21 protein-coding genes are annotated in these 24,684 nt (G+C 40.2%); 13 read left to right on the forward strand and 8 right to left on the reverse strand.

All coding sequences use genetic code 11. From position 1 onward, the window contains the following. Positions 1–14: 14 nt before the first annotated feature. The 3 genes from BFP71_RS09950 to BFP71_RS09960 all read left to right on the forward strand — a co-directional run bounded on the left by BFP71_RS09950 (position 15) and on the right by BFP71_RS09960 (position 5,136). On the forward strand, positions 15–2,450 hold the full coding sequence (locus BFP71_RS09950) for an ATP-binding protein (RefSeq protein WP_141719725.1): 2,436 nt from the start codon (positions 15–17) through the stop codon (positions 2,448–2,450). Continuing rightward, positions 2,447–3,343: a response regulator gene (locus BFP71_RS09955; protein ID WP_069835326.1), complete on the forward strand. Its 897-nt coding sequence runs from the start codon at positions 2,447–2,449 to the stop codon at positions 3,341–3,343. The genes BFP71_RS09950 and BFP71_RS09955 overlap by 4 nt, the downstream gene beginning before the upstream one ends. 71 nt (positions 3,344–3,414) lie before the next feature. Then, entirely contained in the window at positions 3,415–5,136 is a 1,722-nt protein-coding gene (locus BFP71_RS09960) for a M28 family peptidase (protein ID WP_069835327.1), read from the forward strand. Positions 5,137–5,138: 2 nt separating this feature from the next. On the opposite strand, the gene BFP71_RS09965 is transcribed toward BFP71_RS09960, so the two are convergent. Further along, a complete protein-coding gene (locus BFP71_RS09965; protein WP_069835328.1) occupies positions 5,139–5,795 on the reverse strand; it encodes a metal-dependent transcriptional regulator in 657 nt (218 codons plus the stop codon). A 116-nt stretch (positions 5,796–5,911) separates the two neighbouring features. On the opposite strand from BFP71_RS09965, the gene BFP71_RS09970 reads away from it, so the two are divergent. Both BFP71_RS09970 and BFP71_RS09975 read left to right on the forward strand, forming a co-directional pair. Further along, on the forward strand, positions 5,912–8,191 hold the full coding sequence (locus tag BFP71_RS09970; RefSeq protein ID WP_245701835.1) for a TonB-dependent receptor: 2,280 nt from the start codon (positions 5,912–5,914) through the stop codon (positions 8,189–8,191). An 8-nt stretch (positions 8,192–8,199) separates the two neighbouring features. Next, positions 8,200–8,688 (forward strand): thioredoxin family protein, encoded by a 489-nt coding sequence (locus BFP71_RS09975; protein ID WP_069835329.1) that lies wholly within the window; start codon positions 8,200–8,202, stop codon positions 8,686–8,688. On the opposite strand, the gene BFP71_RS09980 is transcribed toward BFP71_RS09975, so the two are convergent. Continuing rightward, positions 8,685–9,392, reverse strand: a complete 708-nt coding sequence (locus tag BFP71_RS09980; protein ID WP_069835330.1) for a DNA alkylation repair protein — start codon at positions 9,390–9,392, stop codon at positions 8,685–8,687. The genes BFP71_RS09975 and BFP71_RS09980 overlap by 4 nt on opposite strands. 18 nt (positions 9,393–9,410) lie before the next feature. Further along, positions 9,411–9,926: a DinB family protein gene (locus BFP71_RS09985; protein WP_069835331.1), complete on the reverse strand. Its 516-nt coding sequence runs from the start codon at positions 9,924–9,926 to the stop codon at positions 9,411–9,413. 65 nt (positions 9,927–9,991) lie between these two features. Between BFP71_RS09985 and BFP71_RS09990 the strand changes: the two genes are divergently transcribed. Continuing rightward, positions 9,992–10,960, forward strand: coding sequence for a DUF4097 family beta strand repeat-containing protein (locus BFP71_RS09990; protein WP_176723345.1), 969 nt, complete (start codon positions 9,992–9,994; stop codon positions 10,958–10,960). An 88-nt stretch (positions 10,961–11,048) separates the two neighbouring features. Then, entirely contained in the window at positions 11,049–13,415 is a 2,367-nt protein-coding gene (locus BFP71_RS09995; RefSeq protein WP_069835333.1) for an ABC transporter permease, read from the forward strand. A gap of 38 nt (positions 13,416–13,453) precedes the next feature. Here BFP71_RS09995 and BFP71_RS10000 read toward each other — a convergent pair whose 3' ends face one another. From BFP71_RS10000 to BFP71_RS10015, 4 genes are all read right to left on the reverse strand, one after another. Continuing rightward, positions 13,454–15,682, reverse strand: a complete 2,229-nt coding sequence (locus tag BFP71_RS10000) for a poly(ethylene terephthalate) hydrolase family protein (protein WP_176723346.1) — start codon at positions 15,680–15,682, stop codon at positions 13,454–13,456. A gap of 80 nt (positions 15,683–15,762) precedes the next feature. Next, positions 15,763–16,293, reverse strand: a complete 531-nt coding sequence (locus tag BFP71_RS10005) for a GNAT family N-acetyltransferase (protein ID WP_069835335.1) — start codon at positions 16,291–16,293, stop codon at positions 15,763–15,765. 17 nt (positions 16,294–16,310) lie between these two features. Continuing rightward, positions 16,311–16,922, reverse strand: a complete 612-nt coding sequence (locus tag BFP71_RS10010; protein WP_069835336.1) for an IMPACT family protein — start codon at positions 16,920–16,922, stop codon at positions 16,311–16,313. Beyond that, positions 16,923–17,819, reverse strand: a complete 897-nt coding sequence (locus BFP71_RS10015; RefSeq protein ID WP_069835337.1) for a hypothetical protein — start codon at positions 17,817–17,819, stop codon at positions 16,923–16,925. Positions 17,820–17,899: 80 nt separating this feature from the next. Between BFP71_RS10015 and BFP71_RS10020 the strand changes: the two genes are divergently transcribed. The 5 genes from BFP71_RS10020 to BFP71_RS10040 all read left to right on the forward strand — a co-directional run bounded on the left by BFP71_RS10020 (position 17,900) and on the right by BFP71_RS10040 (position 23,876). After that, entirely contained in the window at positions 17,900–18,283 is a 384-nt protein-coding gene (locus BFP71_RS10020) for a sugar 3,4-ketoisomerase (protein ID WP_069837037.1), read from the forward strand. Further along, positions 18,283–19,227, forward strand: a complete 945-nt coding sequence (locus tag BFP71_RS10025) for a GNAT family N-acetyltransferase (RefSeq protein WP_069835338.1) — start codon at positions 18,283–18,285, stop codon at positions 19,225–19,227. Before BFP71_RS10020 ends, BFP71_RS10025 begins: the two co-directional genes overlap by 1 nt. Positions 19,228–19,256: 29 nt before the next feature. Further along, on the forward strand, positions 19,257–20,498 hold the full coding sequence (locus tag BFP71_RS10030) for an MATE family efflux transporter (protein WP_141719726.1): 1,242 nt from the start codon (positions 19,257–19,259) through the stop codon (positions 20,496–20,498). Continuing rightward, positions 20,495–21,418, forward strand: coding sequence for a glycosyltransferase (locus tag BFP71_RS10035; RefSeq protein ID WP_069835340.1), 924 nt, complete (start codon positions 20,495–20,497; stop codon positions 21,416–21,418). Before BFP71_RS10030 ends, BFP71_RS10035 begins: the two co-directional genes overlap by 4 nt. Before the next feature lie 76 nt (positions 21,419–21,494). Next, positions 21,495–23,876: an ABC transporter permease gene (locus BFP71_RS10040; RefSeq protein WP_088124977.1), complete on the forward strand. Its 2,382-nt coding sequence runs from the start codon at positions 21,495–21,497 to the stop codon at positions 23,874–23,876. A 20-nt stretch (positions 23,877–23,896) separates the two neighbouring features. On the opposite strand, the gene BFP71_RS10045 is transcribed toward BFP71_RS10040, so the two are convergent. Next, positions 23,897–24,469 carry an HD domain-containing protein gene (locus BFP71_RS10045; RefSeq protein ID WP_069835342.1) on the reverse strand — a complete coding sequence of 191 codons (573 nt, stop codon included), beginning with the start codon at positions 24,467–24,469 and terminating at the stop codon, positions 23,897–23,899. A gap of 70 nt (positions 24,470–24,539) precedes the next feature. On the opposite strand from BFP71_RS10045, the gene BFP71_RS19365 reads away from it, so the two are divergent. Continuing rightward, positions 24,540–24,680, forward strand: a complete 141-nt coding sequence (locus tag BFP71_RS19365) for a hypothetical protein (RefSeq protein ID WP_176723348.1) — start codon at positions 24,540–24,542, stop codon at positions 24,678–24,680. Positions 24,681–24,684 lie beyond the last annotated feature (4 nt).

The following is a 24,684-nucleotide window of genomic DNA, read 5'->3' on the forward strand; positions in this document are numbered from 1 at the left end:
GGAATAGATATCATTTGAAACAGATATATCTTTATGTAATAGCCTTGATGCTACCGGTGCTTTCGCATGGGCAGACACCGGCAAATGATCAGGATCTTCAGCGTCAGTACGATTCGTTATTCCAATATGAAAGAAGAGGTGATTTAAACGATGGAATTCGATTCGCTTACCAGCTCCTAAAAAAATCTCAGAATACCGATGATCGGCGGTTAGAGGGTAAAATTAGTCATACCCTGTCAAAGTTGCTGTATTACAATAATCTGGTAGATAGCAGCAGGGCATTAGCTAGATCGAATATTAAATATGGAGAGGAGATAGAAGATTATGACGTTTCTATGAACGCCGCTAACCTCCTAGGGACCTTTTATTTCAATGAAAGCACTTTCGACTCCAGTGAATACTACTTCAATTATTGCATGGAAGTATCAAAAATCTACTTACCCAAACGATACCCTACTTCTTTAATTAACATGGCCTTTATCAATGGTTATAGAGGACAAGAAGAAGCCGAAATGACCTATTATTATGAAGCACTCCGGGCTGTTTTGGCCGAACCAGCTTTTGATAGTCTAGGCAGAGTCAAAGCGATGGCTTATGGGGGTATAGGTGATTATTATTTGCGCATAAAAGATTACGACAAGGCAAAAGAAAATTTTGAAGCTAAACTAGCACTTGGCTACGAGAAGAATGATAAGCGTATGATTTTCGAGGCAGGATTCGGACTGTCAAGTCTTTATAGAATGCCTGAGAATTTCGATTTTGATAAATCTGATAAATACTTAAAAATAATGCTTACCGACACCACCAAAGAATTTGGCGAATATCGTGGAAGGGCATTGATTAGTTTAGGTAAGCTCTACCGAGATGTTAAGAAATATGATCAAGCACTAAAGTACCTAGAGGATGCTTATAAAGTCTTTGATGAGGGAGATGGAAATGACGCATTTTCTAGAGTAGAAATTGAAATGGGGGAAGTCTTTTTGGCACTTGGTCAAATCGAAAAAGCGGAATATTGGCTAAAAAACGGACTGAATAATGCAGTTGCCGGAAAACTCGCATTAAGAGAGAAAGAAGCTTTATATACACTCTATAAAATCGATTCTATAAAATCTGATTTTAAAGCGTCATTAATAAAATATCAACGCCTAAGAGCCATCCAAGATTCTCTTTTTACTGAGGAATCGGCCGAAAAATTAAGTGCATTACAGGTAGAATATGAAACAGAAAAGAGTGAAAGAGAGAATCTAATCCTTAAGAATGATTTAGCGTTATCAGAAGCACTAGTTGAGAAACAGAAACTGATACAACAGTTTCATGTAGTGGTTATCGCCGTTTCAGTCATCTTAATCGCCGTCTTAATTTTTAGCTATAGAAGAAAGCGTTTGTCAAATCTAAAACTTGCCGATCAATTCCAATTGATCACCAGTCAAAAGGAAGAATTAAGTTTCAAGACGGATAAATTAGAATTGGTAAATTCTCAGCTACGATCATTGGCCGAGTTTCGAACAGACCTAACAAGAATGATCGCGCATGACATGAAAAACCCTTTGAATTCTATTATTGGGCTTTCAACTATCGACCCGAATGACAAACATTTCAAAAACATCACGCAATCTGGCTATCAATTGCTAAACCTGGTGACAAATATGCTAGACGTCGATAAATTTCAATCGACTGATTATACGCTAGAAACCACTTCAATTCCGCTAGATCAAATTATTCTGGAATCTAAGAGAAGAGTTGAAATCTTGCTAGAAGCAAAAAGCATTCGGTTCGAAAGCTTGATTCCAAAACAGATCTGCGTCAATGTAGACCCAGAAGCCATCCGACGAGTATTTGTGAATTTGATCTCCAATGCCATAAAATATTCTTCTTCTCAAGGCAAAATCACGGTTGATAAGTTGAAAGTGGAGGGTGACAGAATCTTTGTTAAGGTCACAGATGAAGGAGCTGGAATTTCACCAGAAAGATTACCATTCGTATTTGAAAAGTTCTGGCAATCTAATGCTAAGAAGTCAGGTTTTGCGGCCTCTACAGGTTTGGGGTTAACCTTCTGTAAAATGACAATCGAGGCACATGGTGGAAAAATTTGGGCTGAATCCGAAATTGGTAAGGGAACTTCAATATTCATGACACTCCCAATTGATACAAGTGAATCATGCGATCGAGCGATTTCCGACAAAAACGGAAATAGTGAAAGCGTGTTTATAGACGAGGAAGTTTTAATTGAAGCGAATGAGCATGAGGAACTTCTTGCGCACGCCGAGTTTTTGAAGAATTTAAAAGTACACCAAATCAGTGCTATAAACAGGATTTTGAATGGCTTGGAAGCACAGGGTATTAAGTCCAATTGGAGGGTTAAAGTGCAGGCCGCGGTTTATAATGCAAACCAAGAAGGATACGATGAACTGATTCAGAAACTGATCGATTTTAATCCAAAGGCTCCATGATGGCTTTGGCCGAAAAATCTAAAATATTAATTGCGGACGACGACCCTCAAAACCTTGAGGTGATGCTGGCGCATTTAGAAAACGGTGCTTACGAGGTGCTTTATGCCCCAAATGGAGAAAAGGCGGTCGAAATTGCCACTTCTGAACGTCCGGACCTTATTATTTTGGATTGGGAAATGCCAGTCATGAATGGTATTGAGGCGATTAGTATCATTAGGAAAAACGAGATCACAAAGGATATCCCAATTGTAATGGCTACTGGTGTCATGACAGGAGCCGTTGATTTGAAAACTGCTCTGGATGCTGGCGCGAATGACTTTCTTAAAAAACCTTTCGAAGGCATTGAATTTAAAGCCAGAATTGAAAATGCTTTGAGGTTAGCCATTTCTCAAAAAGAGATTAAAAAGCAGCACCACGAAATTTTGGCACTATCCAAAAGGGAACGGGTGTTATTAAAGGAGAACCTCGATTTTAAAACACGAGAACTTAGCTCGGCTACACTGATTGACTACCAGAAAAACGAGTTGTTGGCCAACCTTTTGGAACAAGTAAAAAGATTAGATAACCTTACGAACAATCTCTACGCACCAGAGATTAAGAAAATAACTCGTCAAATAAGCTCCTACGCCAACATAGACAAGAGTTGGTCTAACTTCAAGAAACACTTTGACGAGGTACATCCAAACTTCTTTGAAAGTGTGAATAACGGTAAGGCACTCACAAATAATGAGGCTAGAATTTGTGCCTATCTCAAGATCGGTTTGGGGAATAAGGAAATAGCCTCATTAACGAATGTCGAAAGTGGTTCAGTACGAAGAGCACTCCATCGTTTAAAGAAAAAGTTGAACCTTCCGCAAGAGCAACCCCTCAGAGAATACATCAGTGAAATTTAGCAGGTTTTCAAGGAGAAAATAGGCGCTTGATCATAATTCCATTTACTTTAAGTCAAAGTGCTTAGAATATCATGAAACGAGTTTTTTTACTGCTTATCGCCATACTGTTAGGGACAAACTCCAGCGTTTTTAGCTTTCAGTTCGATCAATTTACAACAACATACTACAATTTGGCTGATTCAAATTTCGATAAAGAGTCGGCATATGGGACTGTCTCTTTCGTGGAGAAGTATTTTAGGGTAGTTGGAAACAGCGGGTTTGACAAAAGCATCTACCATGTCGTGGAAAAACTGAAGGCAGCAGGTTATGTGGAAGAGAAAACGGCAAAATCAAGCGATCGGCTGGTATATAGAATAGAAAAAAGAGCGCTTAAAAACCCAACATGGGAACCAGTAGCTGGGAGTTTAAAACTAGCATCTGGAGAGGAAATACTGAATTTCGAAACCAACTTCAACATGATCGCTATAAACTCCTACAGCACGAATGGGGAGCAGGATTTTGACCTAGTCTATGTTGGTGATTCTAAAGCCAACGAGTTGGATGACTACGACATCAAGGGTAAAGTAATAATCGGTGAAAATTCGGCGAGCTTTTTATTTCGCGAAGGCGTGCAAAAGCGTGGAGCAGTCGGTGTGATTAGCTATCGAATTCCTGGTTATAACCAAGCCAGCAAGCATAGAAACTCAATTTCATTCAGTAGTATCCCTCGGGACGAAGAAGCAAAATCATTCGCCATTCTCACTTCTTATAATGCTTACAATAAGATTCAGGACGCTATATATGAAGATAAATATGGGCTAAAGATCAATCTGGAAACCAAAATTTATCCGTCAGAAGAGTTAACACTAGTCGCAGAAGTTAGAGGAAGCAGCCTTCCTGAAGAAAGGTTTGTTTTTAGTGCACATGTGCAAGAGCCAGGCGCCAATGACAACGCGAGTGGTGTCGGGGTGCTGATGGAAGTGGCGTCGAGCACAGCCAAGCTACTTAAGGCTGGAAAAGTTAACCCAGAGCGTACAATAACCTATCTTTTTGGTGATGAGATTACCTCCACACGCCGGTATATTCAAGAAGACCGAGAGAGGGCAAAGAATATTAAGTGGGGCATGAGTTTGGATATGGTAGGGCAAAACACAGCATTGACTGGAGGAACTTTCTTGATTGAGAAAATGCCAGATCCGGGAGCTATTTGGGTAAGAGGGGTAGAAAAGCACTCAGAATGGGGCGGTCGTCCGCTGCAGAAAAAGGATCTGAAACCGCATTATTTCAATGATCTAGCGATCGGTATTTTTGAGCATATTGGAGAAAAGAAAGATTGGGAAGTAAAGTTCAACCCTTTTGAGGGAGGAAGCGATCATGTCCCATTTTTATCAGGGAATATCCCAGGTTTGTTGCTTTGGCATTTCACAGATGAATTCTACCATACGGATGGCGATCGACTGGATAAGGTTTCAAAAGAAACGCTACACAATGTTGGTGTTGGCGCCATGATGATTTCCCTTATGTTAACCGAAAACAAGCCTCAATTGGCAGATAGAATTTTACTTCATGTTTCTACAGAGGCTGCCATGCGTTTAACTGCTGAGGCAAGATTGAGCCAGTTTGAAGTTGATCGAGGAAAAGATAAAGAGGCCGAAAAAGATATTCTGAATACTTGGTTCGACTATTATGGGAAAGTGTTTGACACAACACTAGACCTTAATCCAAAAGATAAAGTAGCTTTTCAAAAAAATCTGTCAGATACCAAAAGCGCCTTATGGCAATTGAGGGGCATCACAATTGGCAAATTAAAATAGGCTCATTTTAATTCTACGAGTAGGCTATCGCAAACACGCTGGCTTAACATAGTATGAGTATTCTTTCCATAGGTGACTTGCATGCTTTGGTCGAAGGCCTCTTTAGATTCTATGCGCAATTCCATATTCAACTCAATAGATTTGTTGTTCAGGAACAATAGTAAATCTTGTTCCGAATCCTCTAAGGCCTTAAAAATGACCGTATCACCGATGTTGAAATGACTCAAAGGTCTAAAATTGGTTTGCCGAAAATTACCATCCTTATCAGGAATGGGCGAACCATGTGGATCGACAGAAGGGTAGGCTAGGAGCTCTTCCATTCTGTCAAAAAGCTTTTGAGAGCTGATATGCTCTACTTGCTCCGCTATTTCATGTACCTCTTCCCAACCGAAACCCATTTTCTCAACCAAAAACATCTCAGTAAGTCTGTGTTTTCGAATGATTAAGGCGGCAGCAGTTTTCCCTTTCTTAGTCATCACCAACGGACGATATTTTTCGTGCTTGACCATACCCTGATTACTCAAAGTCTTTATCATGCTATTTACCGTCGGTTTGCTTACGCCTAGTACAGTACTAAGCTCAGATACGTTTACCTCTTCCTTCTTTTTTGAGAGATAAAAAATGGCTTTTAGGTAGTTTTCTGCTGTTTGAGAGGCCATGAATTTAAACTTGATTCAAAGCTAATGAAATATTAGTCATTTCATTTTGTTAGAATAGTCTAACATTATACTTTTGTGTATCTAATAAATATTATTAGTCGATCTAATTCTAATTCGTGGAGCAGTTTAAGTTATTCTTCATTCTTATTTTCCTGAGCACAACGTTTCAGTTGATTGGCCAAGAAGGCCGAATTTCAGGTGTGGTGAAGTCCGAAGGAGCGCCAATAGAATTCGCCAATGTCGGGGTATTGGGTACTACTTATGGTAGTGTCACGGATGTGGATGGAAATTTTACAATTAAGCAACTTCCTTTCGGTATGTACACTTTGGTGGTTTCAGTGATTGGCTACGAAAAGATCCAAGAAAGTATTACCCTTACCTCAGATAAGCCAAACCTTTCTTTTAGTTTTGATCTGGTGGCTTCGATAAATACCTTGGACGATGTAGTAGTTTCGGGAACCCTTAAGGAGGTATCTCGACTCGATAGCCCAGTACCAGTAGAGGTTTACACAAAGAACTTTTTTAAGGCCAATCCGACGCCCTCTATTTTTGAGTCGCTCCAAAATGTGAATGGAGTTAGACCACAATTGAACTGTAATGTCTGCAATACGGGCGATATTCATATCAATGGCCTCGAAGGACCTTATACCATGGTTTTATTGGACGGCATGCCTATCGTTAGTGGTTTAGCAACGGTTTACGGTCTCACCGGGATTCCACAGTCCTTAATAGAAAGGGTCGAAATTGTGAAGGGACCAGCTTCTACATTATATGGTTCAGAAGCTGTTGGCGGCTTGATTAATATCATTACCAAAAAGCCAAGTTCAGCCCCACAGACATCGGTGGATGTTTTTGCTACTGGCTGGGGCGAAGTCAATACAGACCTTGGCTTGAAATATAGATTGGGAAATAAAGTACAGTCTTTACTAGGGATTAACTACTTCAATTATCAAAACCCAATCGATAATAATGGAGACAATTTTACCGATCTCACGTTGCAAAACAGGCTCTCAATCTTCAATAAAATCAATGTCCAACGAAAAGATAATAGAGTGTTTTCGTTAGCGGCTAGGTATGTCTATGAAGATCGTTGGGGTGGTGAAATGGACTGGCTAACAGAAAATAGAGGAGGTACAGACGTTTACGGTGAAAGCATTTATACGAGCCGATGGGAGACTTTTGGTATCTACGAATTACCAACTACTGAAAAATTAAATTTTCAGTTTAGTGCCAATGGTCATGTACAAGATTCCTTTTATGGAGATACAAATTACGATGCCGATCAGTACGTAGCTTTTGGTCAACTGACTTGGCATAAAGCGTCGGGTATTCACGATTTTGTATCTGGGGCTGTTTATAGATACACTTACTACGACGATAATACGCCAGCCACTTTTGATGGAGCCAATGGCAACAATAACCCTTCCATCACTCACTTGCCGGGCCTTTTTGTGCAAGATGAAATAAGTCTTACTGATCGAAAAAAACTATTGATTGGGATGAGATACGACTATAATAGCCTCCATGGTGGTATCATCACCCCTCGGGTCAACTACAAATGGAATTCACCGGATAAAAAGAATATACTTCGCCTAAGTGCGGGCAACGGCTATCGTGTGGCCAATGTGTTTACCGAAGACCACGCAGCACTTACGGGAGCCAGAACTGTGGAATTTGAAGGGGAACTCAATCCTGAAACCTCTTGGAATGCGAATATCAATTTTGTGAAGAAAATGTACACTCAAAAGAGTACATACATTGGGCTAGATTTAACAGCATTTTATACCTATTTCACCAATAGGATACTGCCTGATTATGAGACTGATCCAAATAAAATCATATATGCCAATCTGGAGGGTAGTTCTGTTTCGAAAGGCGTGTCGCTAAACGTGGATGCGGCTTGGGAAAGTGGATTAACGATTAATGGAGGAGTCACAGTAATGGATGTTACCGTAGAAGAGGACGGTGAGAAAAGGCGTCAAATTTTGACAGAATCGGTTCAAGGGGTTTGGAGTGTAGGATATACCCTAAATAATGGTTTGAAGATTGATTATACAGGGAACCTGTATGGACCAATGCGCTTGCCATTGTTAGGCGAATTAGACGATCGGCCGGCTGAATCACCATGGTTTAGCATTCAGAATATTCAATTAACGAAGGCCTTTGGACAATGGGAAATTTACGGTGGTGTAAAAAATCTATTGAACTTTACGCCTGATGCAAATAGCATTGCACGGGCTTTCGATCCCTTCGATCGTAATGTACAGTTTAATTCAAACGGTCAAGTAGTACCAACTCCTGACAATCCAAATGCATTAACTTTTGATCCCTCTTACGTCTATGCTTCAAATCAAGGGATAAGAGGATTTTTGGGGATTAGATTTACTGTGAGATAAAGCCAGCAATGAAGCAGAGCCTTTTTATTTTCTTAATGTTATTGGGTTTTAGCATGCCGAAGGTTTTAGCGCAAGAAGCTGCTATCAGCTTTCCAGCTTTAGAGATCGAGTATCGAAAGTCACCTAAGCCAGTGATTGTGTTCTTACATGCGCCTTGGTGTAAGTTTTGCGATAATATGAAGCAAACGACTTTTGAAGATGAGGCGATTAAGAATATACTTTCTAAAGACTTTTACTTTGCAAGTTTTGATGGAGAATCTAAAGGCGACGTTGAATTCATGGGGAAAACATTCAAGTATAAACCTACAGGGGCAAATACTGGTGTTCATGAATTGGCCGAGCAATTGGGAACAAAGAATGGAATGGTTTCTTATCCGACCGTGGTCTTCTTAAACGACAAGCTCGAGATCATCTATCAGAATGACGGTTTCTTGTCAGCCAAAAATCTTAAAAAGATGTTAGCGAAATTGAGCAAAGAACTAGAAGCCTCAAACTAGCATCGTGCGGTTTTCCTTTTCTTACCAACAGACCCTCTATCCATTACTTTTTTGATGTAGTCTTTGGCCAAAGGAACTTTACACGCTGTACCACCCATTAATACTTCCACTTTACCGATCTCATTGGCGATTTCGACCGATTTATCAGTCAAAGCCTCAATGTAAGTCCCGATGGCAATGACAAAGCCGTTCATGGTATACTTTACTCTGTTTTGAGCAGTATCTATTTCTTTTTTCGCGCGATCGAGTAGATCACTGTAGGCTTGAATGTCTAAAGCATCGTCGGTGTTGACACTGGCAAAAGAGGCGAGTGTAGACCAACCCGCCGCGGCAATTCTTTCTTCTTTAGACTCTATCCATTTAAGTCCTAATTCAAAACCAAAAGGCGTTTCTGCCGCGACCCATGGAACCGCATATTCACTTAAATAGTACCAATAAGCTTGATCCGCCCATTGATCAAGCTCTTGTTCGGAAATCTTACTTTCATCAGCCATTAATCCAGCTAGATACATGGCATCCGAGTTGCCAGTATCATAAAGTGCTAAAGAAAGCTCGTGATCCTTTTTAGTATTCTTGAGAATCTTTTTTAGATCAGCCACTTTTACACCAAAGAAAGGTTCTTTAGCGCCGTGCTTAATCAGCGTGTTTTTAGTTCTTTCGTCGCCGAATTCGGCTAATTGGGTCATTACCTCGTCAAGTGTCATAGCATTAATTTAAGGATTTTACCACTTACCTGCATAGCTAATGTCATTATCTGCTAAATCGGCAAGGAAAGCTCTTTTGGTACGCGTTATTTGTCTAAGATGGATATAATCATGGGCAAGCCAGTTTTCCAAGAAGAGTTGAGCACTCATTTTCCCATAAATTTCATGGTCTAAAGCGCTAGACCAATTCACCTCTTTGAGACCTTTTAGCCATTGAATGGATTTCTTTCTTTCGTTTACCCATTCTTGGATTTTACTGTCATAATCTTGCGCCAAATAAGCTTTAGATTCAACCCAACTTTCTGGATCAATGGGTATAAAGGGGAATTTGTCTGGATAAAGAGCGGTTTGTAATCGGGCGCGAAAGTCCAATACCTCCTCATCGACCAAATGGCAAATAATCTCCAAGAGCGACCAAGTTTGAGGCGTTGGTTTCCAGCGTTGCTGCTCTGCCGAGTGAGCAATTGCTAGATTTTTTACCGCCTCAATATTCGCTTCTAAGGCAGTAATATAAAAATTAGGATTGAAGCTCATTTTTTATTTCTGTTGATGCATCCTTTCGAATCTAGTTAATGTCTATAACAAAAAACTCACTTATCATGCAAAAACTCAAACCGACAATATTAGTACTAACATTTCTTTTCATGACAACCTTGGCTTTTGGCCAGGAGACGATTGAAAAATCTTATACAGGTGTTAAAACCATTCGTTTAACCACCGCTTCGGGTAACGGAACTATTAAGAAAAGTAATACTAACGAAGTTAAGGTTCATCTCAGGTACACTTATGACGACGATATCTATGAACCTATTTTCGAACAAAATGGAGATAGACTCTACATTGAAGAAGACTTTAAAAGAAGCCGCTGGAGCAGAGGCTATGCTGAATGGACACTTGAAATACCTGACGGTCTTGAATTAGATTTTAAAACTGGATCTGGAAATATTGAGATAGATGGCATTGCTGTTGAACTTAAGGTTTCTACAGGGTCAGGTAATATTGAAGTAGAAAGTGTAACTGGAAATATGAGAACCAGCACTGGTTCTGGTAACATCACGCTTAGTGAGATAGATGGCGATATGAACGCCAGCACAGGCTCTGGGTCTATTCGCTTAAGATCCATTAAAGGGGAAGCACGTTTCAGTACCGGTAGCGGTAATGTTAAAGGTGACGGTGTTGAAGGAGAATTCTCTATGAGTACTGGTTCTGGAAATATTGATATCGCCAATGCAATTCTCACAGGCCGGTCTAACTTCAGTACAGGATCTGGAAGAACTGAACTCTCCTTGGGAGCTGAACTAGAATATGATTTATCACTCAGTACAGGCTCAGGTGATGCTGTTCTGGATTTTGATGGTCAAAAGATTGCTGGCGAGTTTGTTATGAGAGCTAGCGACAAATCGGATATCAGAGCGCCATTCAAATTCGATGAAGAATATGAAGACGATAGAGGCGGTTACAACAGAAGAGGACGCAATAGAGGATACGTAAAAGAGGCCAAAGTCGGAAATAAGGATGTTTTGGTCAAGATTAGCAGCGGTTCTGGTCGAGCTGTAGTACGCAAGTAGCTGAATACTTGATATTTTTTTCGAGAAGTGTGTAACGATTCGCACACTTCTCAGTCTATAGGAAAACGGTCAACAACCCAACGGTCAAATGCTCAAAAATTTTATTCTGGTAACCCTGCGCAATCTGCGCAGGAATACCCTCTATTCGGTCATTAACATTTCTGGACTTTCTATCGGTATTGCTTGTAGCATATTGATTCTATTATGGGTTCAGGACGAAACTTCTTTCAACAAATTCATTCCCAAAGTCAATAAGATTCATCAAGTGTGGGTAAACGCCGCATTCGATAATGGTATTCAGTCTTGGAATTCGGTTCCACTGCCTACTTACGAGGAAATGAAAAGCGCTCATGCGAAAATCTCCAACTCTGTAGTCACAGGGTGGGGCGGCATGAGGCTTATCGCGAAAGAAGACAATAGAATCATGAAAAGGGGCTACTTTGCGAGCGAAGAGTTCTTAGAAGTTTTTGAATACCCAATGGTCGTTGGTGATCGGTCTACGGTTATGGACGATCCTTCTTCCATTGTGATATCCGAAGAGTTATCGAATATACTTTTCAAAGGCCAAGATCCTGTGGGTGAGTTTGTGAAAGTAGATGACGAGAGTGTCTTACAGGTAACGGGAGTATTTAAAGATGTTCCTGATAATTCTACATTCCAATTCGATTACTTAATTCCCTGGAAACATCGTGAAGCTACTCAGCAGTGGGTGGTTGATAATAAAGACAATTGGGGTAATTACTCCTTTCAAGTATATGTTGAGCTAAATGGTGAAAACGATGAGTTAGAGGTAGAAGAAAGCATTAGAGATATACTTACTGAGAAAGGTCAGGATGATATAGAACGATCGTTTTTCTTGCATCCGATGTCTCGGTGGAGGCTTCATACGAATTTTGAAAACGGTAAAGAATCTGGTGGACAACACGAATATGTAACCCTTTTCACCGCGATCGCCACGTTCATTTTGATCATTGCATGCATCAATTTTATGAATTTAGCGACAGCAAGATCGGAAAAAAGAGCAAGAGAAGTAGGCATTCGAAAAAGCCTTGGTTCAAAAAGAAGCCAGTTAATATTTCAGTTTTACGGAGAGTCGATTGTCATTTCCTTAATCTCCTATCTTATCGCAATTTTATTAGTGATCGCATTACTGCCGAGTTACAATAACTTGGTAGATAAGTCACTTTTTCTAGATTTTCAGTCAAGTCAGTTCTGGATGTTCTCGCTGGGAATTATTCTGGTAACGGGCATCGTTTCGGGTAGTTATCCATCCTTATACCTATCATCGTTCAATCCAATTAAAACCCTAAAAGGCAAGGTATCCATTGGTAAGAATTCTAACCTACCAAGGAAAATTTTAGTGGTATTCCAAGTTGGCGTAGCTGTGATTCTTATTGTAGGAACAATCGTGATTGTGAAGCAAATTGATTTGGCCAAAAAGAGAGATTTGGGTTACAATCAAGAAGGGCTCATTTCCATTCCAGGAACAGAAGATATCGTCGAAAACTACGATGTCATCAAGCAGGAATTGATTAGAAAAGGAGCGATTATAAACATGACAAGGTCTAACAGTAGCATCACCTCTATCAATTCGAACAACTTTTTAGGGTGGCCAGGTAAACCTGAATCGCAACGTGTGATGTTCGTGACCATTGTTGGTAATTATGATTATGCTGAAACCATGGGTGCGGAAATGTTGATGGGACGTGATTTCTCGAAAGAGTACGCGACTGATAGTGCGGCTATCATCATTAACAAAGCTGCATTAGATATTATGAAGTTGGAGAACCCACTCGGTACGCAACTAGATTTATGGGGCGATAAACGAACTTTGGTTGGGGTAATCGACAATATTTTAATGGGTTCGCCCTATGAGCAAGTGCGCCCGATGTTTATGATCCTAGATGACTGGGGTTACGGAACAATGAGCCTGAGAATTCCTGCCACTAAAGACATCCAAGCCAAAATGGCCGACATTCAGGAAGTTTTTGAGCAATATAATCCTGCATACCCTTTTGAGTATACGTTTACGGATGTTGATTTTGCTAGAAAGTATACCACCATTAATTTGACTCGTGATTTAGCGACGATTTTCGCTTTCCTGACCATTTTCATTACCGGATTAGGCCTGTTTGGCTTAGCGTCTTACATGGCAGAACAACGCATCAAAGAAATTGGTATTAGAAAAGTATTAGGAGCTTCGGTAGGTAATTTGATTAGGTTGATTTCAATCGACTTTGCAAAATTAGTACTCCTTGGGTTCGTCATTTTCTCTCCTTTGGCCTATTTCGGCTTAGATCAATATTTAGGAAGATATACTATCCGTACATCGATCGATTGGTGGGTATTTGCTTTGACAGGAGTGATTGCTTTGGTTTTCGCACTGTTGATCGTCACCAACCAAGCTAGGAGAGCCGCGCTGGCCAATCCAGCTACTTCTCTCAGGAGTGAGTAGAGGTTAGGTTTCAGCAATAAGGGTTTTAAATTGAGTCTTTATTGCTGAAACCCTATTTCATCCACAATCAGAACACCGCTTTCAGTTTTGTTGAATACAAACTCAATTTTCTGAATGTCTTTTAGGTTTTCGGAGTAAGAGAAAGTACCCCAAGGCAGCACAAAGGTTTCTAGGGTAGCTTCCCACTTATTACCAAATCTGCCATTCATTTCATCCAGTTTCATATACTTAACACTTATTCTAGGCGATATTTTTTTCACTTGACTTATTGTAGTCTCGCTAGTTTTGCCCTCGCTATCAGTAAGCCGAATTGTGAAGTTTAATTCTTCTGGCTCTTTTGAATTTTCTTCATCGGCATCAAATTTAAGCGTTGAATGATCTCCTCTTGCGAGCGAAAGTCTTAGTGCACTAAAAGGTGCTGTCCCAATAGCACTATCAAGTTCCACGGAATAAGAAGCTTCATTACTCGTCCAACCGATCACCGCGGAAGTGGTCCCTTGCAAGTCGCCGTCTCTGAATTTTAATGGTTCTTCTTTCCAGACCTGGACCTTTTTAGCACTGATTTGACTTCCTTTTACAGTACCCGTTGTTAAATCAATGTCTTCGTCAAAGGTGATCAGTGCCTCTGATTTCGAATCTTTGTAGTTATTCAGCAACAAAGCGTCTGGAAGCCAATCTTTCGCCACAGCGGCATTTTGGAAAAGCGGAAGGTAAGCATCGTTTTTATGTAAAATGGCCTCCGCATAAGCACCTAAGTATACCTTGGCAATTTGTCGTTGATCTTCTCCTGTCATCATCGGACCAGTATTTAAAAACCAACCGTAAGGCGGACCACCGTCTCTTCGTCCCCAAATTGAATTAAACTGTCCGTGATTGGCTAAGTGAACGTAAAGCCCCGCCTTGAAATTCATCGCCGTATCTGTGAAACTCGTGCGTTGATACTGCCTTAGCCCGAAGAAACTCGCCTCATCACTGTCATAGGAGCCTTGAATGGAAAAGTAGTTGATATCCTTTAAGTTAAGTCTTCGAAAATACCGAGCATCCGTTGGCGCAATAGCCGCAACGCCTTTTATGCCGAAGTTGAATTCAAATTTTACAGAAGCGTCATCAGGAAAGTGGGAGAGCTCATTGTAGGAAAGAGCAATCGGCATAGCCTCTCCACCCCTTGAATGCCCCATTAGCATCACGTTATTCAAGTCGGCTTTTTGAAAAAGTGGATGTCCATTATCAGCAGACCAGTTTTTCCATTGTTCTAAATGCTTGAGAAGCAACCAGCCTCTGGCCGGCATTTCTTTTCCTCTAAAATCTCCCGACCAAGTCCCGTTAATGAAGTTTTCGTCAACCGAAACAGTAATAAAACCACGGCTAGCCAATAGTTCGCCTAAGTATTCATAACCGGGATCGGAAAAGTGCTCCATGCCATGGTTACCATGAACGATTAATATTAATGGGAAGGTTCCCTCAGTTTTCGGCATCCAAACGCGACCGTTAATCGGAAAATTTTCATTTGTAAATCCCCAAAATCTCTTTCTCCATTTAGCTTTTTTGCCCTTCCACTCTGGGATGATTTTAGATGCGTTGACCGTTTCTGTTTTGTATTTCACATCCTTATACTCGTCTCTACGGATATCTGTCCCATTTCCATAGGTGAAAAATTCAATATTGTAGTCTCCTTTTATACCTGGATTTTCTATTCCACTTGCTGATAGTAAAGGGGCAGCAGTCTGTTCAAAATTGATTGGGTAGGGATCATCTCCCGGATTGCTGATAGATTGAATTGATAAGACAGCCATAGCAACAGCACCGAAAATTGTCACGACATGAAAAAGCTTCATGCTACTTTTCTTTTTAACCAGTACCAGAAGCGAACCAGCGAATAGACCGAAACTGAGCATAGCGATGGCTATCGACGAGTCATAAATAACCGATGGCCACCCAAACCGCATTTCTTTTGCCAAGCTAAATATGGCGATCGTGCCGAGGACAAGCGAAAAAACAAAGGTTGGGAGGCTATTGATGGTAATGTGAATAAGGCTCGCGATAAAACGGAATATCCAAAATCCAATAAGTCCGATGAGCAAAGCGCCGGTTCCCACGAGTATAGGACTAATGCCTGTCCTGAAAAACCAGCCTGACATAAAAGTTACGAGTAAACTCAGGGCAAGAAGGCCGTAAAAGGCACCTTTCCAGAACAGTTGATTTTCTGTTAACTCTTTTCCTTTTGGAGGGTTAATAACGCCAACTAGGCGTTTGAAGAAGCTAAGCATGTTTTTGGTGGTTGAGTCTTCGGAAGATAAGAATTTCATCCGTTCTCACCATTTCCAATTCTTTTAAACGGCGGCTTGATTCAGAGATCCTTTCGATACAAATAGGCTTGTGCGCCATGAAAGTCAAAAGTTACGGTGCGTTTCATGCCGTTTTTTTCAGCTACGCGCTGAGAACCAATATTGTCAATATTGATGATCGATACCACTCTTTCATCTAGCCTTTGTGCTTCGAAGTATTCACGAATGCAAATAGCCATTTCAGATGCATAACCTTTATTCCAATAACTAGGAATGACGCCATAACCTATTTCGAAGAAGTCTTCTCCAAGTATATTTTCTCTTAAAATGAGTCCAACATTCCCCATCAAGGTGCCATTTTCCTTATCGATGGCGGCTAACATACCAATGCCAGTTTCTTCATAGCGCTTCATTTGCCGGTTTATCCAAATAACAGCCTCTTCCTCTGGGGTTTTTGGTGAAGGAATCCCAACAAAATGGAGTTGGTCATTGCCAATAAAAAAAGCCTCCCAGGGCTTAGTGTCTTCTTTGACAATAGGTCGGTAGAAGAGCCTTTCTGATGTTATCGGGAACTCGTATTCATGGATGATCATTAGTCTAGGGCTAAAATTTATAGTTCAGAGACGCTAATGCTATGGCCAAGGTCATTTAGTAATGTTAGCTTTTCATTCATTTTGGCCATTTTACTAACGATTACTCCGATCGTCATAACACAACCTGAATCATAGTCTTGACCCTTAATATTTAATTCAAGGTCTTTCACAAGCTTCATTACCTCATTCATTTCGTCGTAAGGAAACCTTAAAATTACAGTTTCGGTTATTTCTCGTTTTACAATTTGTGCTTCTTCTAGTGCTTCAAAAGCAGCAGTTTTATAAGCATTTATCAGACCGCTCACGCCAAGTTTTGTTCCGCCAAAATAGCGTACGACAACCAATAGCGTATTGGTCAAATTCTTGGATTTAATTTGACCCAGAATTGGATCACCAGCAGAATGGTTAGGCTCGCCGTCGTCGTTAGCCCGCGTTTCTGAGCCATCATGCCCCAGCACATAGGCGTAGCAGTGATGCCTTGCATCGTAGTAATCCTTCCTTAGCAACTCAAGTTTCTCCTTTACAGCTTCCACAGAAGTCACTGGAAAAGCGACGGCAATGAACTTGCTTCCTTTCTCTTTGTACAGCCCTTCAGCGGAATTCGATATGGTTAAAAAACTATCCTGCATTTAGATTGCCTTGAGGATTTCTTGGTGGCTTAAAAGCATAATCACCACAATCGCTAAAACTACACCGATAGTATTAATTCTGCTCAGTTTCTCCTTGAAAAGTAAAATTGCCATCAGAGTAGAGGCAATGATTATCCCAATGTTGAGTGAAGGGTAAAGTATAGCGCCATTGTTGTCAAAAGCACTGAGCGCTTTAAGTTGTAGGTAGATAGAGAAGTAATTAGGGATACCGAGATAAATTCCGCCTAGGATATCTTTGCGCCTAAACCTGATCCCTCGAATTAGCGCTACAGATATACCGATGATAAAGGCAAAAGCAAAAATGAAAATTGGAAATACGGCCTCAGTAGATTCATCTACATAATGGTGATTTGTATAGTTCAGCGCGGTGTCAATTACACCACCCAATAAGAAAACTGCTAAGGGTAAAGCGATGTATTTTAAAGTAAGGGGCTGACGTTTCAAAGCTTGGTTCTGCTTCTTCTTACTCACCATAATAATGGCTACAAAAGCCAGGGCAATGCCCGTGTAGTTCCAAATATCGAGGTTGTTTGTGCCAATCTTAAGAATGAACAAGCTAAATACGACGGGAATGGCGAGACTCATTTTACTAGCAACTGTCGCTACAGAAACGCCACGAAGTTGTGTAGTTCTGGCCATCAAATAGAACGTACTTACAAAGACTACCCCTAAAACCCCAGCCATATAAAACCATGGAGCCGTTGCATCTGCTTCCTTGCTTACCGTTGAAAAACCAGTGTAAAGTACTCCTGTGATAACGCAGACACCATAATTGGTAATGATGGCTGGGAAGGTATTGATGCCAAGTTTGGTATAAGACCGAAAGGCCATAAAAATGGCCACATTTGCGAGTATGGTCAGGAGTAGATAAAACACGAGAAGCGAAATTAGTCAATACAATCTTATTCTGACATTTGTATATTGTTGACTTATCAGAATACCTAACACTCTTTGAATTGAAAAAACCAGAGCTCTACGATTTTAATAACATTGCTGCCGCTAGAGGAAACCTTTCTTTTTTAGAAGAACTTAAAGATGTCCCGTTTGAAGTCAAAAGAGTATACTGGCTAACAGATGTTCCAGAGCAGCAAGTGCGAGGAGATCATGCGCACAAAGTAGGAGAACAGGTAATCGTTTGTATTCAAGGGGTGATAGAAGTAGTGCTTGAATCCAAGAATGGCGAGGTTTTTACTTGTACCCTAGACCAGCCAAATAAAGGACTATACATACCGCCGATGTGGTGGGGAAAAATGCTTTTTAAGAACAGGGCCATGCTTTTGGGGCTTGCCTCTGATGAGTTTTCTGAAGAAGATTACATCAGGAAAAGAGAAGATTTCTGATGGCAAACTTCCAACTTCAAAAAACGCTAAGTCTTAAGACCAAAGTTATTTACAAAGAGTTTGTCTACAACAACCAAGCATTTCTCGCTACGAATAATAAGTTAGAGAAGAGGCACTTTTATTGGGTAGACACGAATATTGATTGTGCCCATGCACATGTCGCTTTTTCAATTACAGATGAAACCGCTTATAGCCCACATAGGCTCCCCTTTGGTGGTGTAGAGTTAGCTGAAGGTCTAGTGCCGCAAGACTTGTTTGAGTTTTTAAGCCAGGTGGAAAAAACCTTGGTCATAGAAGGTGTAAAAGTCGTGAGGTTACACCAAGCGCCGAATGCTTATCAAGATCAAACGTTAATAGGAGATACCCTGATTCAATTGGGCTACGAAACCATACAAAACCGTGTTTTTCATACCATTGCTGTGAATGAAACAGACTTGTATGACAGAATGCATAAAATGGAGCATCGTAAATTCAAAATGTGTCATAGGGACGGGGCCATTTTTAGAGAATTAAAGAAGAAACAGAAGATCGAGGCGTTTCAATGGATTGAAAGAAATAGGAATTTAGCCTATAAACCGCCTTCAATGTCATGGGTAGACTTGCAGGAAGCGAGTCAAAGAAATCCAAAAGTATACAAGGTTTTTGGCGTATTCTTAGATGATTGGATGTTGGCTGCGACAGTGGCAGTGGTTGTGAATGATCGTGCAATTTACCATTTCATGCCCGCAAGTCAGGTTGACTTTAGAGAATATAAAAAGTACAGTCCCATGGTCTTTTTAATCAATGAATTATACAACTGGTGCCGTTCAAATGGTATCGAAACCTTAGACCTTGGAACATCTTATGTAGATATGAAGCTGAAAGACTCATTGGTCAAATTCAAGGAAAATACTGGAGGTAAGCCTTGTAATGCCCTGAGTTGGCAGAAAACACTATCTTCGTAAGAAATCTGGCACTGTTGAAATCTGAATTTTTGAAAAGCTCGTCATGGTCGTTTTCGGCTGTGGTATTCAGAGCCCTAGGTGGGCTTACAATCAATAAGTTATTTGCCTTTTTTCTAGGTGCACCGGGAATCACCTTACTCTCACACTTTCAAAATCTGACCGCCTTATTTACGCTATTACCAAACGAAGGCGTCAATAGAAGTATCATGAAATATTGGTCCGACCCGCAAATGTCGGAGCATGATAAACTCAGGCATTTTAAGACCAGTTTTTGGATTACCTCAACCATTTTTGGCGTTACCCTTGGGGTGCTTTACTTCTGGCATCACGATTACTTTTTTGATCGATTTATTACAGCGTATACTCCCAGAGAGTTTCTCATCATTTTCATTCCATCTGTTTTCCTAATGCTCATGTCGGGTTATCTGAACTCGGTAATCCTGGCTCTCCGTGAAGTAAAGGCTTATGCGGTGATCAACATTTTGAGTCTATTGCTGCTTGTTGGGATAGTTTATGTTGGGGTTAATTATGGAACAATAGACCAAGCTTTATTAAGCTTTGCAATCGGCTATGCTGCCATGTTTTTCTTGGCCCTTATCTACCTAATTAGAAGAAGAAAATCTATAAAGTTAGGCATGGGGAAACCCGATAAAGCCTCGGTCAAAAGAATTGGAAAATTTATTGCCATGGCGATCAGTGCGATCGTTTTTGGAAAACTTTTAGACTTCGGAGTTCGAGACTATGCCATTGAATTATATGATTTAGAGCGTACAGGGCTTTGGCAGGCCGTGGCTAAAATGTCTACTAGTTATTTACTCGTGTTCTCAGGTACAGTCGGTGTGATTTATTATCCTAAAATAGCCTCACTGATACATGAAAGAGGTGCTTTAAGGCAATATGTATTGAAAGTAATGGGCTTTATGACCTTCGTTTCGATTATGGCCTTGGGTATTTATTATCTCAACAAAGAATTTATTCTAAACCTGTTTTTCGCCGATGGATTTGATAAGGCAGCATATCTCGTCCGCTATCAAGTGATAGGCGATTTTTTTGCGTTGTTGGCCTATTTACTAGCCTATGTTTTAAGCGCTAGGGTACAGACAATGAAATATATAGCAGCACAGTTTGTCTCAGCCTTAATCTATTTGGGGCTATTATCCGTCTTAATAGATCAGTATAACCTAGAGGCATTTACTTTAGCATATATGTTCCGCTACATAGGTTTCTTTTTGATCCTTTTGGTCTTTAATCGAAAACTCCTTCGCCGATGAACCCATTGGTGACCATTATCTGTATTTCTTACAATCACGCACCATATATTAAGGAAGCGTTAGATGCAGTTTTTGCCCAAGACTACGAGCAAATACAAGTCATTATTGCTGACGATGGAAGTACCGATAACAGTCAAGACGTAATTAAAGAATTGTTGGAGGGGAAAACTTTGCAGTGCATTTTCAATGAAGAGAACATTGGCTATACAAGAACTTTTAACAGCGCATTAAAACATGCAGAAGGAGAGTTTATCATTGATTATGCACTAGATGATGTGATGAAGCCAGCTTTCGTAAGAAAAAGTGTTGATCGATTTAAATTGACCGATCGATCTACTGGAGTAGTTTTTTCTAATGCAGATTACATCGATGAGGATTCTAATGTGATCGGAAACCATAACGAGAGTTTGTTCAAAAAGAAGATGATAAAGGCCATTCCCGAAGGGGATATCTTCACCAACCTCATGGATCGCTATTTCATCTGTACACCCACAATGGTGATTCGTAAAGAGGTGTTCGATCGTCTGGGAGGATATGATGAAGCCTTAGCCTATGAAGACTTTGATTTCTGGATAAGATCTTCAAGGTATTGGGAGTATGCTTACACCGATGTGATTGAGATGCAAAAGCGTAAGTTAAAAAGCAGTATGTCGGCGGCTCGGTATCAGTTTACTATGAATAAGCAATTGAAATCTACACGCATCGTATGCGAAAAGGCTTTTCATTTGTGTAAAACCGAAAAAGAGCTGAAATTACTTGGTGCTCGACTCAATTATGAATACCGTCAATGTATTCGGAACGGCGCAAATGACTTGGCTGAGGATTATCAATTATTGATTAAAAAGACTGGGTCAAGTCTGGATGCGATATCATTGGGGGTACGATTCTTAGGTCGAAAATTTCACCGAAAGCATCATTAGTCATTTTGCTATAATGAACGAGGTGTGCAACCGTCTACTAATTGATATGTCTTTTGCATAACAAAAATTCAATCTCGTGCTTCAAAATAACCTTAGAACACTTCTCCGTTCGCTCATTAAAAGTAAGACCTATACCCTCCTTAACTTGTTAGGCTTGAGTTCTGGTCTCGTAGTTTTTATACTCATTATGGTTTACACCCAGTATGAGTTTAGCTATGACCAATATCATTCAAGGGTCAACGATATTTATAGGGTCTACAAAAGTGATAAGGGCAACTTTTACAAAGGGACAAACAAGTATGCTGTGGTTCCTACACCTTTGGTTCCTGCTATGAAGGATGATTTTTCGGAGGTTGAAGATTTTTTTAGAATTGAAACCTATGGTAATGCCGTCGTAAGAGTGGGTACAGAGGTTTTTTTAGAGCCATCAATCCATGCCGTTGACCCATCCATTTTTGAAATATTAGACCTAGAGCTTTTAGCAGGAAGCCCTTCGGAAATTGGTAAAGGAAATAACGGGGCAGCCTTGTCTGAATCATTGGCCATGAAATACTTTGGCAAAATTGATGTAGTCGGAGAAGTGATTAAGTACAAAGATCAATACCCATTTCAAGTAACAGGTGTTTTCAAAGATATGCCCAAAAATTCACATTTTGTACTTGACCTGACGATCAATTTGGAAGGGATACTTGGGGCTACAGAACGTAGAATGGATAATTGGAACAATAGCAATTTTTATGCTTATGTACTGCTCGCCCCAGGTACCGATGCAGGTAAACTGCAAGGTCGGCTTCCAGAGCTACGTGCCAAATATGCGAATGATCCAATCAATGAAGAGGGACAGGAGTCAACTTATTACCTCCAGAATTTAAGCGATGTGCATTTTACATCGGAAGTAAACTTCGATATAGCCCCAAATGCGGATGCTCAAAGTCTTTATATCTACATTGGAATTGCCTTTATGATCCTCCTGATCGCAGCTATAAATTATGTGAATTTGGCAACGGCTAGATCAGTTAATAAGACTAAGGAGGTTGGTATAAGAAAAGTGATTGGCGCACATAAATGGAGCTTAATTAAACAGTTTTTATTGGAATCAAGTGTACTTGTCTTTACGGCACTTGCCATAGCAGTTTTAGTCTTGATCATGGTACTGCCTGCTTTTTCTAGTTTTATCGATAAAGAAATTACAATTAATTTTTCCTCACTTGATTTTTGGATACCACTCTTAGGTTTAGGTGTGCTTATGACATTGCTTTCAGGAATTTACCCAGCCACAATGTTGGCTAAATTCAAGCCTATTACTGCACTAAAAGGTAGTAGAACTGGCCCTAAAGGAAGTGCCTTGTTTAGAAATATATTGGTTGTATTTCAATTCACGGTTTCATGTGCTTTAATTCTCGGTGCATCTGTTTTGACCAAACAATTAAACTTTATCCAAAATATGGATACTGGTTACGTCAGAGACCAAGTACTGGTTGTCGGAGTAAGGGATCGCGGAATTCGTGGTCAATTGGATGTTTTTAAAAATGAGTTAAGAAAGATATCAGGCGTAAAGTATGTATCATCTTCTAATTCACTTCCGAACAATATAAGCTCCAATTCGACTGTGAATTGGGTTGGTAAGAAAGAAGATGAACGCGTTGTGCTCTATACAAACACCGCAGATTATGACTTTGTGGATTTATATGACCTTGAGATTGTTGAGGGAAGGAATTTTGACCCTACGATAACTTCGGATGAAACTGCCGTTTTGATCAATGAGTCCGCTGTTAAAGCTTTGGGTTGGGAAAACCCGATTGGAATGCAGATGATGCGTTGGTGGGGAGATACAGGGCGTGTAGTAGGTGTCTTAAAAGATTTCCATGCTCACTCCGTTCATTTGGAAATTGAACCGATTCAAATTTACCAGAAAAGTGGCCAGTTTAATGTCTCAATTCGGATAGAAGGGGATCAGGTTGAAGAAACAATTGCCGCTATTGAGTCAACTTATCAGTCCTTTGAGCCATTATATCCATTTGACTACAACTTCTTCGACGATATTTTTGATAGAGCTTATTTGAGTGAAATAAAGGCGGCAGAATTAGCTAATTGGTTTACTGGACTTGCCATTTTGATCGCTTGCCTTGGGCTTTACGGTTTGGCTTCTCATAAAGTACAACATAGAATAAAGGAAGTAGGCGTAAGAAAAGTATTAGGCGCATCGATATCAAGAATATTGATTTTACTAACAAAAGACTTCGGCCTGCTGCTGATTGTCTCCTTTCTGATTGCAGCACCAATAGCTTATTTTGTAATGAATAATTGGCTAGATGGGTTCGCCTATCACACCTCAATTAACTTAATCACCTTTTTACTGGCATTGATAGTCATGATGCTGGTAGCAGGTTCTACAGTGGGATATCAAACCTATAAGGCCGCCGTTAAAAATCCAGTTGATGCTTTGCGGGAAGAGTAAGTCGATAAATAATTAGTCTATTATTTACCGTAGTACTTGTCGACCATATTTCGGGCATAGTCCCAAATGTTAGTCGCACCATCTTTTATTTTCTGTTTTTTCTCGATGACAGCTTCGTAGGGAACATTGAATTCTCTCCAGGTACCACCATTATTTGAGGCGTTTTGTAGCATCGGCTCAAATCTATCCATGGCTTTTGCAAACTTTGCTTCCTTGGTTTCACCTGTTTCAAACTCAGTCCAAATCGCAATTAATTCCTTGGCCTGGTCCTCTGGTAAAATTCCAAAAATGCGCTCTGCTGCTTTAAGTTCCTCTTCAGTATTTGTGTGGTTTTTGGTGGTGTCGAAAAGAAAAGTGTCACCAGCATCAATTTCAACTATGTCATGGATTAGCAACATCTTGATGACTTTTAGCATATCAATTTCATGATTACTATGACTAGAGAGTACGATCGCCATCATGGCCAAATGCCAACTATGTTCAGCATCGTTTTCGTGCCGATCGCTGTTAAAAAGACGTGTTTTGCGCTGAATATATTTTAGTTTGTCAATCTCTTTAATGAATGCAATTTGTTTTTCAAGAGCGTCTTCCATAGTGCTTTACTTTAAGTCACAAAAGAAGCCAATTCTAAAGAACTGCCCAATCGGAATTTAATAGAATTCTGTGCGTATTCAGTTGACTACTGTTCTCGGTGATGAATTAGAAGTAGGTTATGCCGCAGGTAAACTGCCGATTAGCATTCATATAGCTCGATTAGTGGCAGAAGTTCTTGTTAAGAACATTAAAATGATGGTTAGGAAATAATCTA

It is taken from the genome of Roseivirga misakiensis, assembly GCF_001747105.1.
Taxonomy (GTDB): Bacteria; Bacteroidota; Bacteroidia; order Cytophagales; family Cyclobacteriaceae; genus Roseivirga; species Roseivirga misakiensis.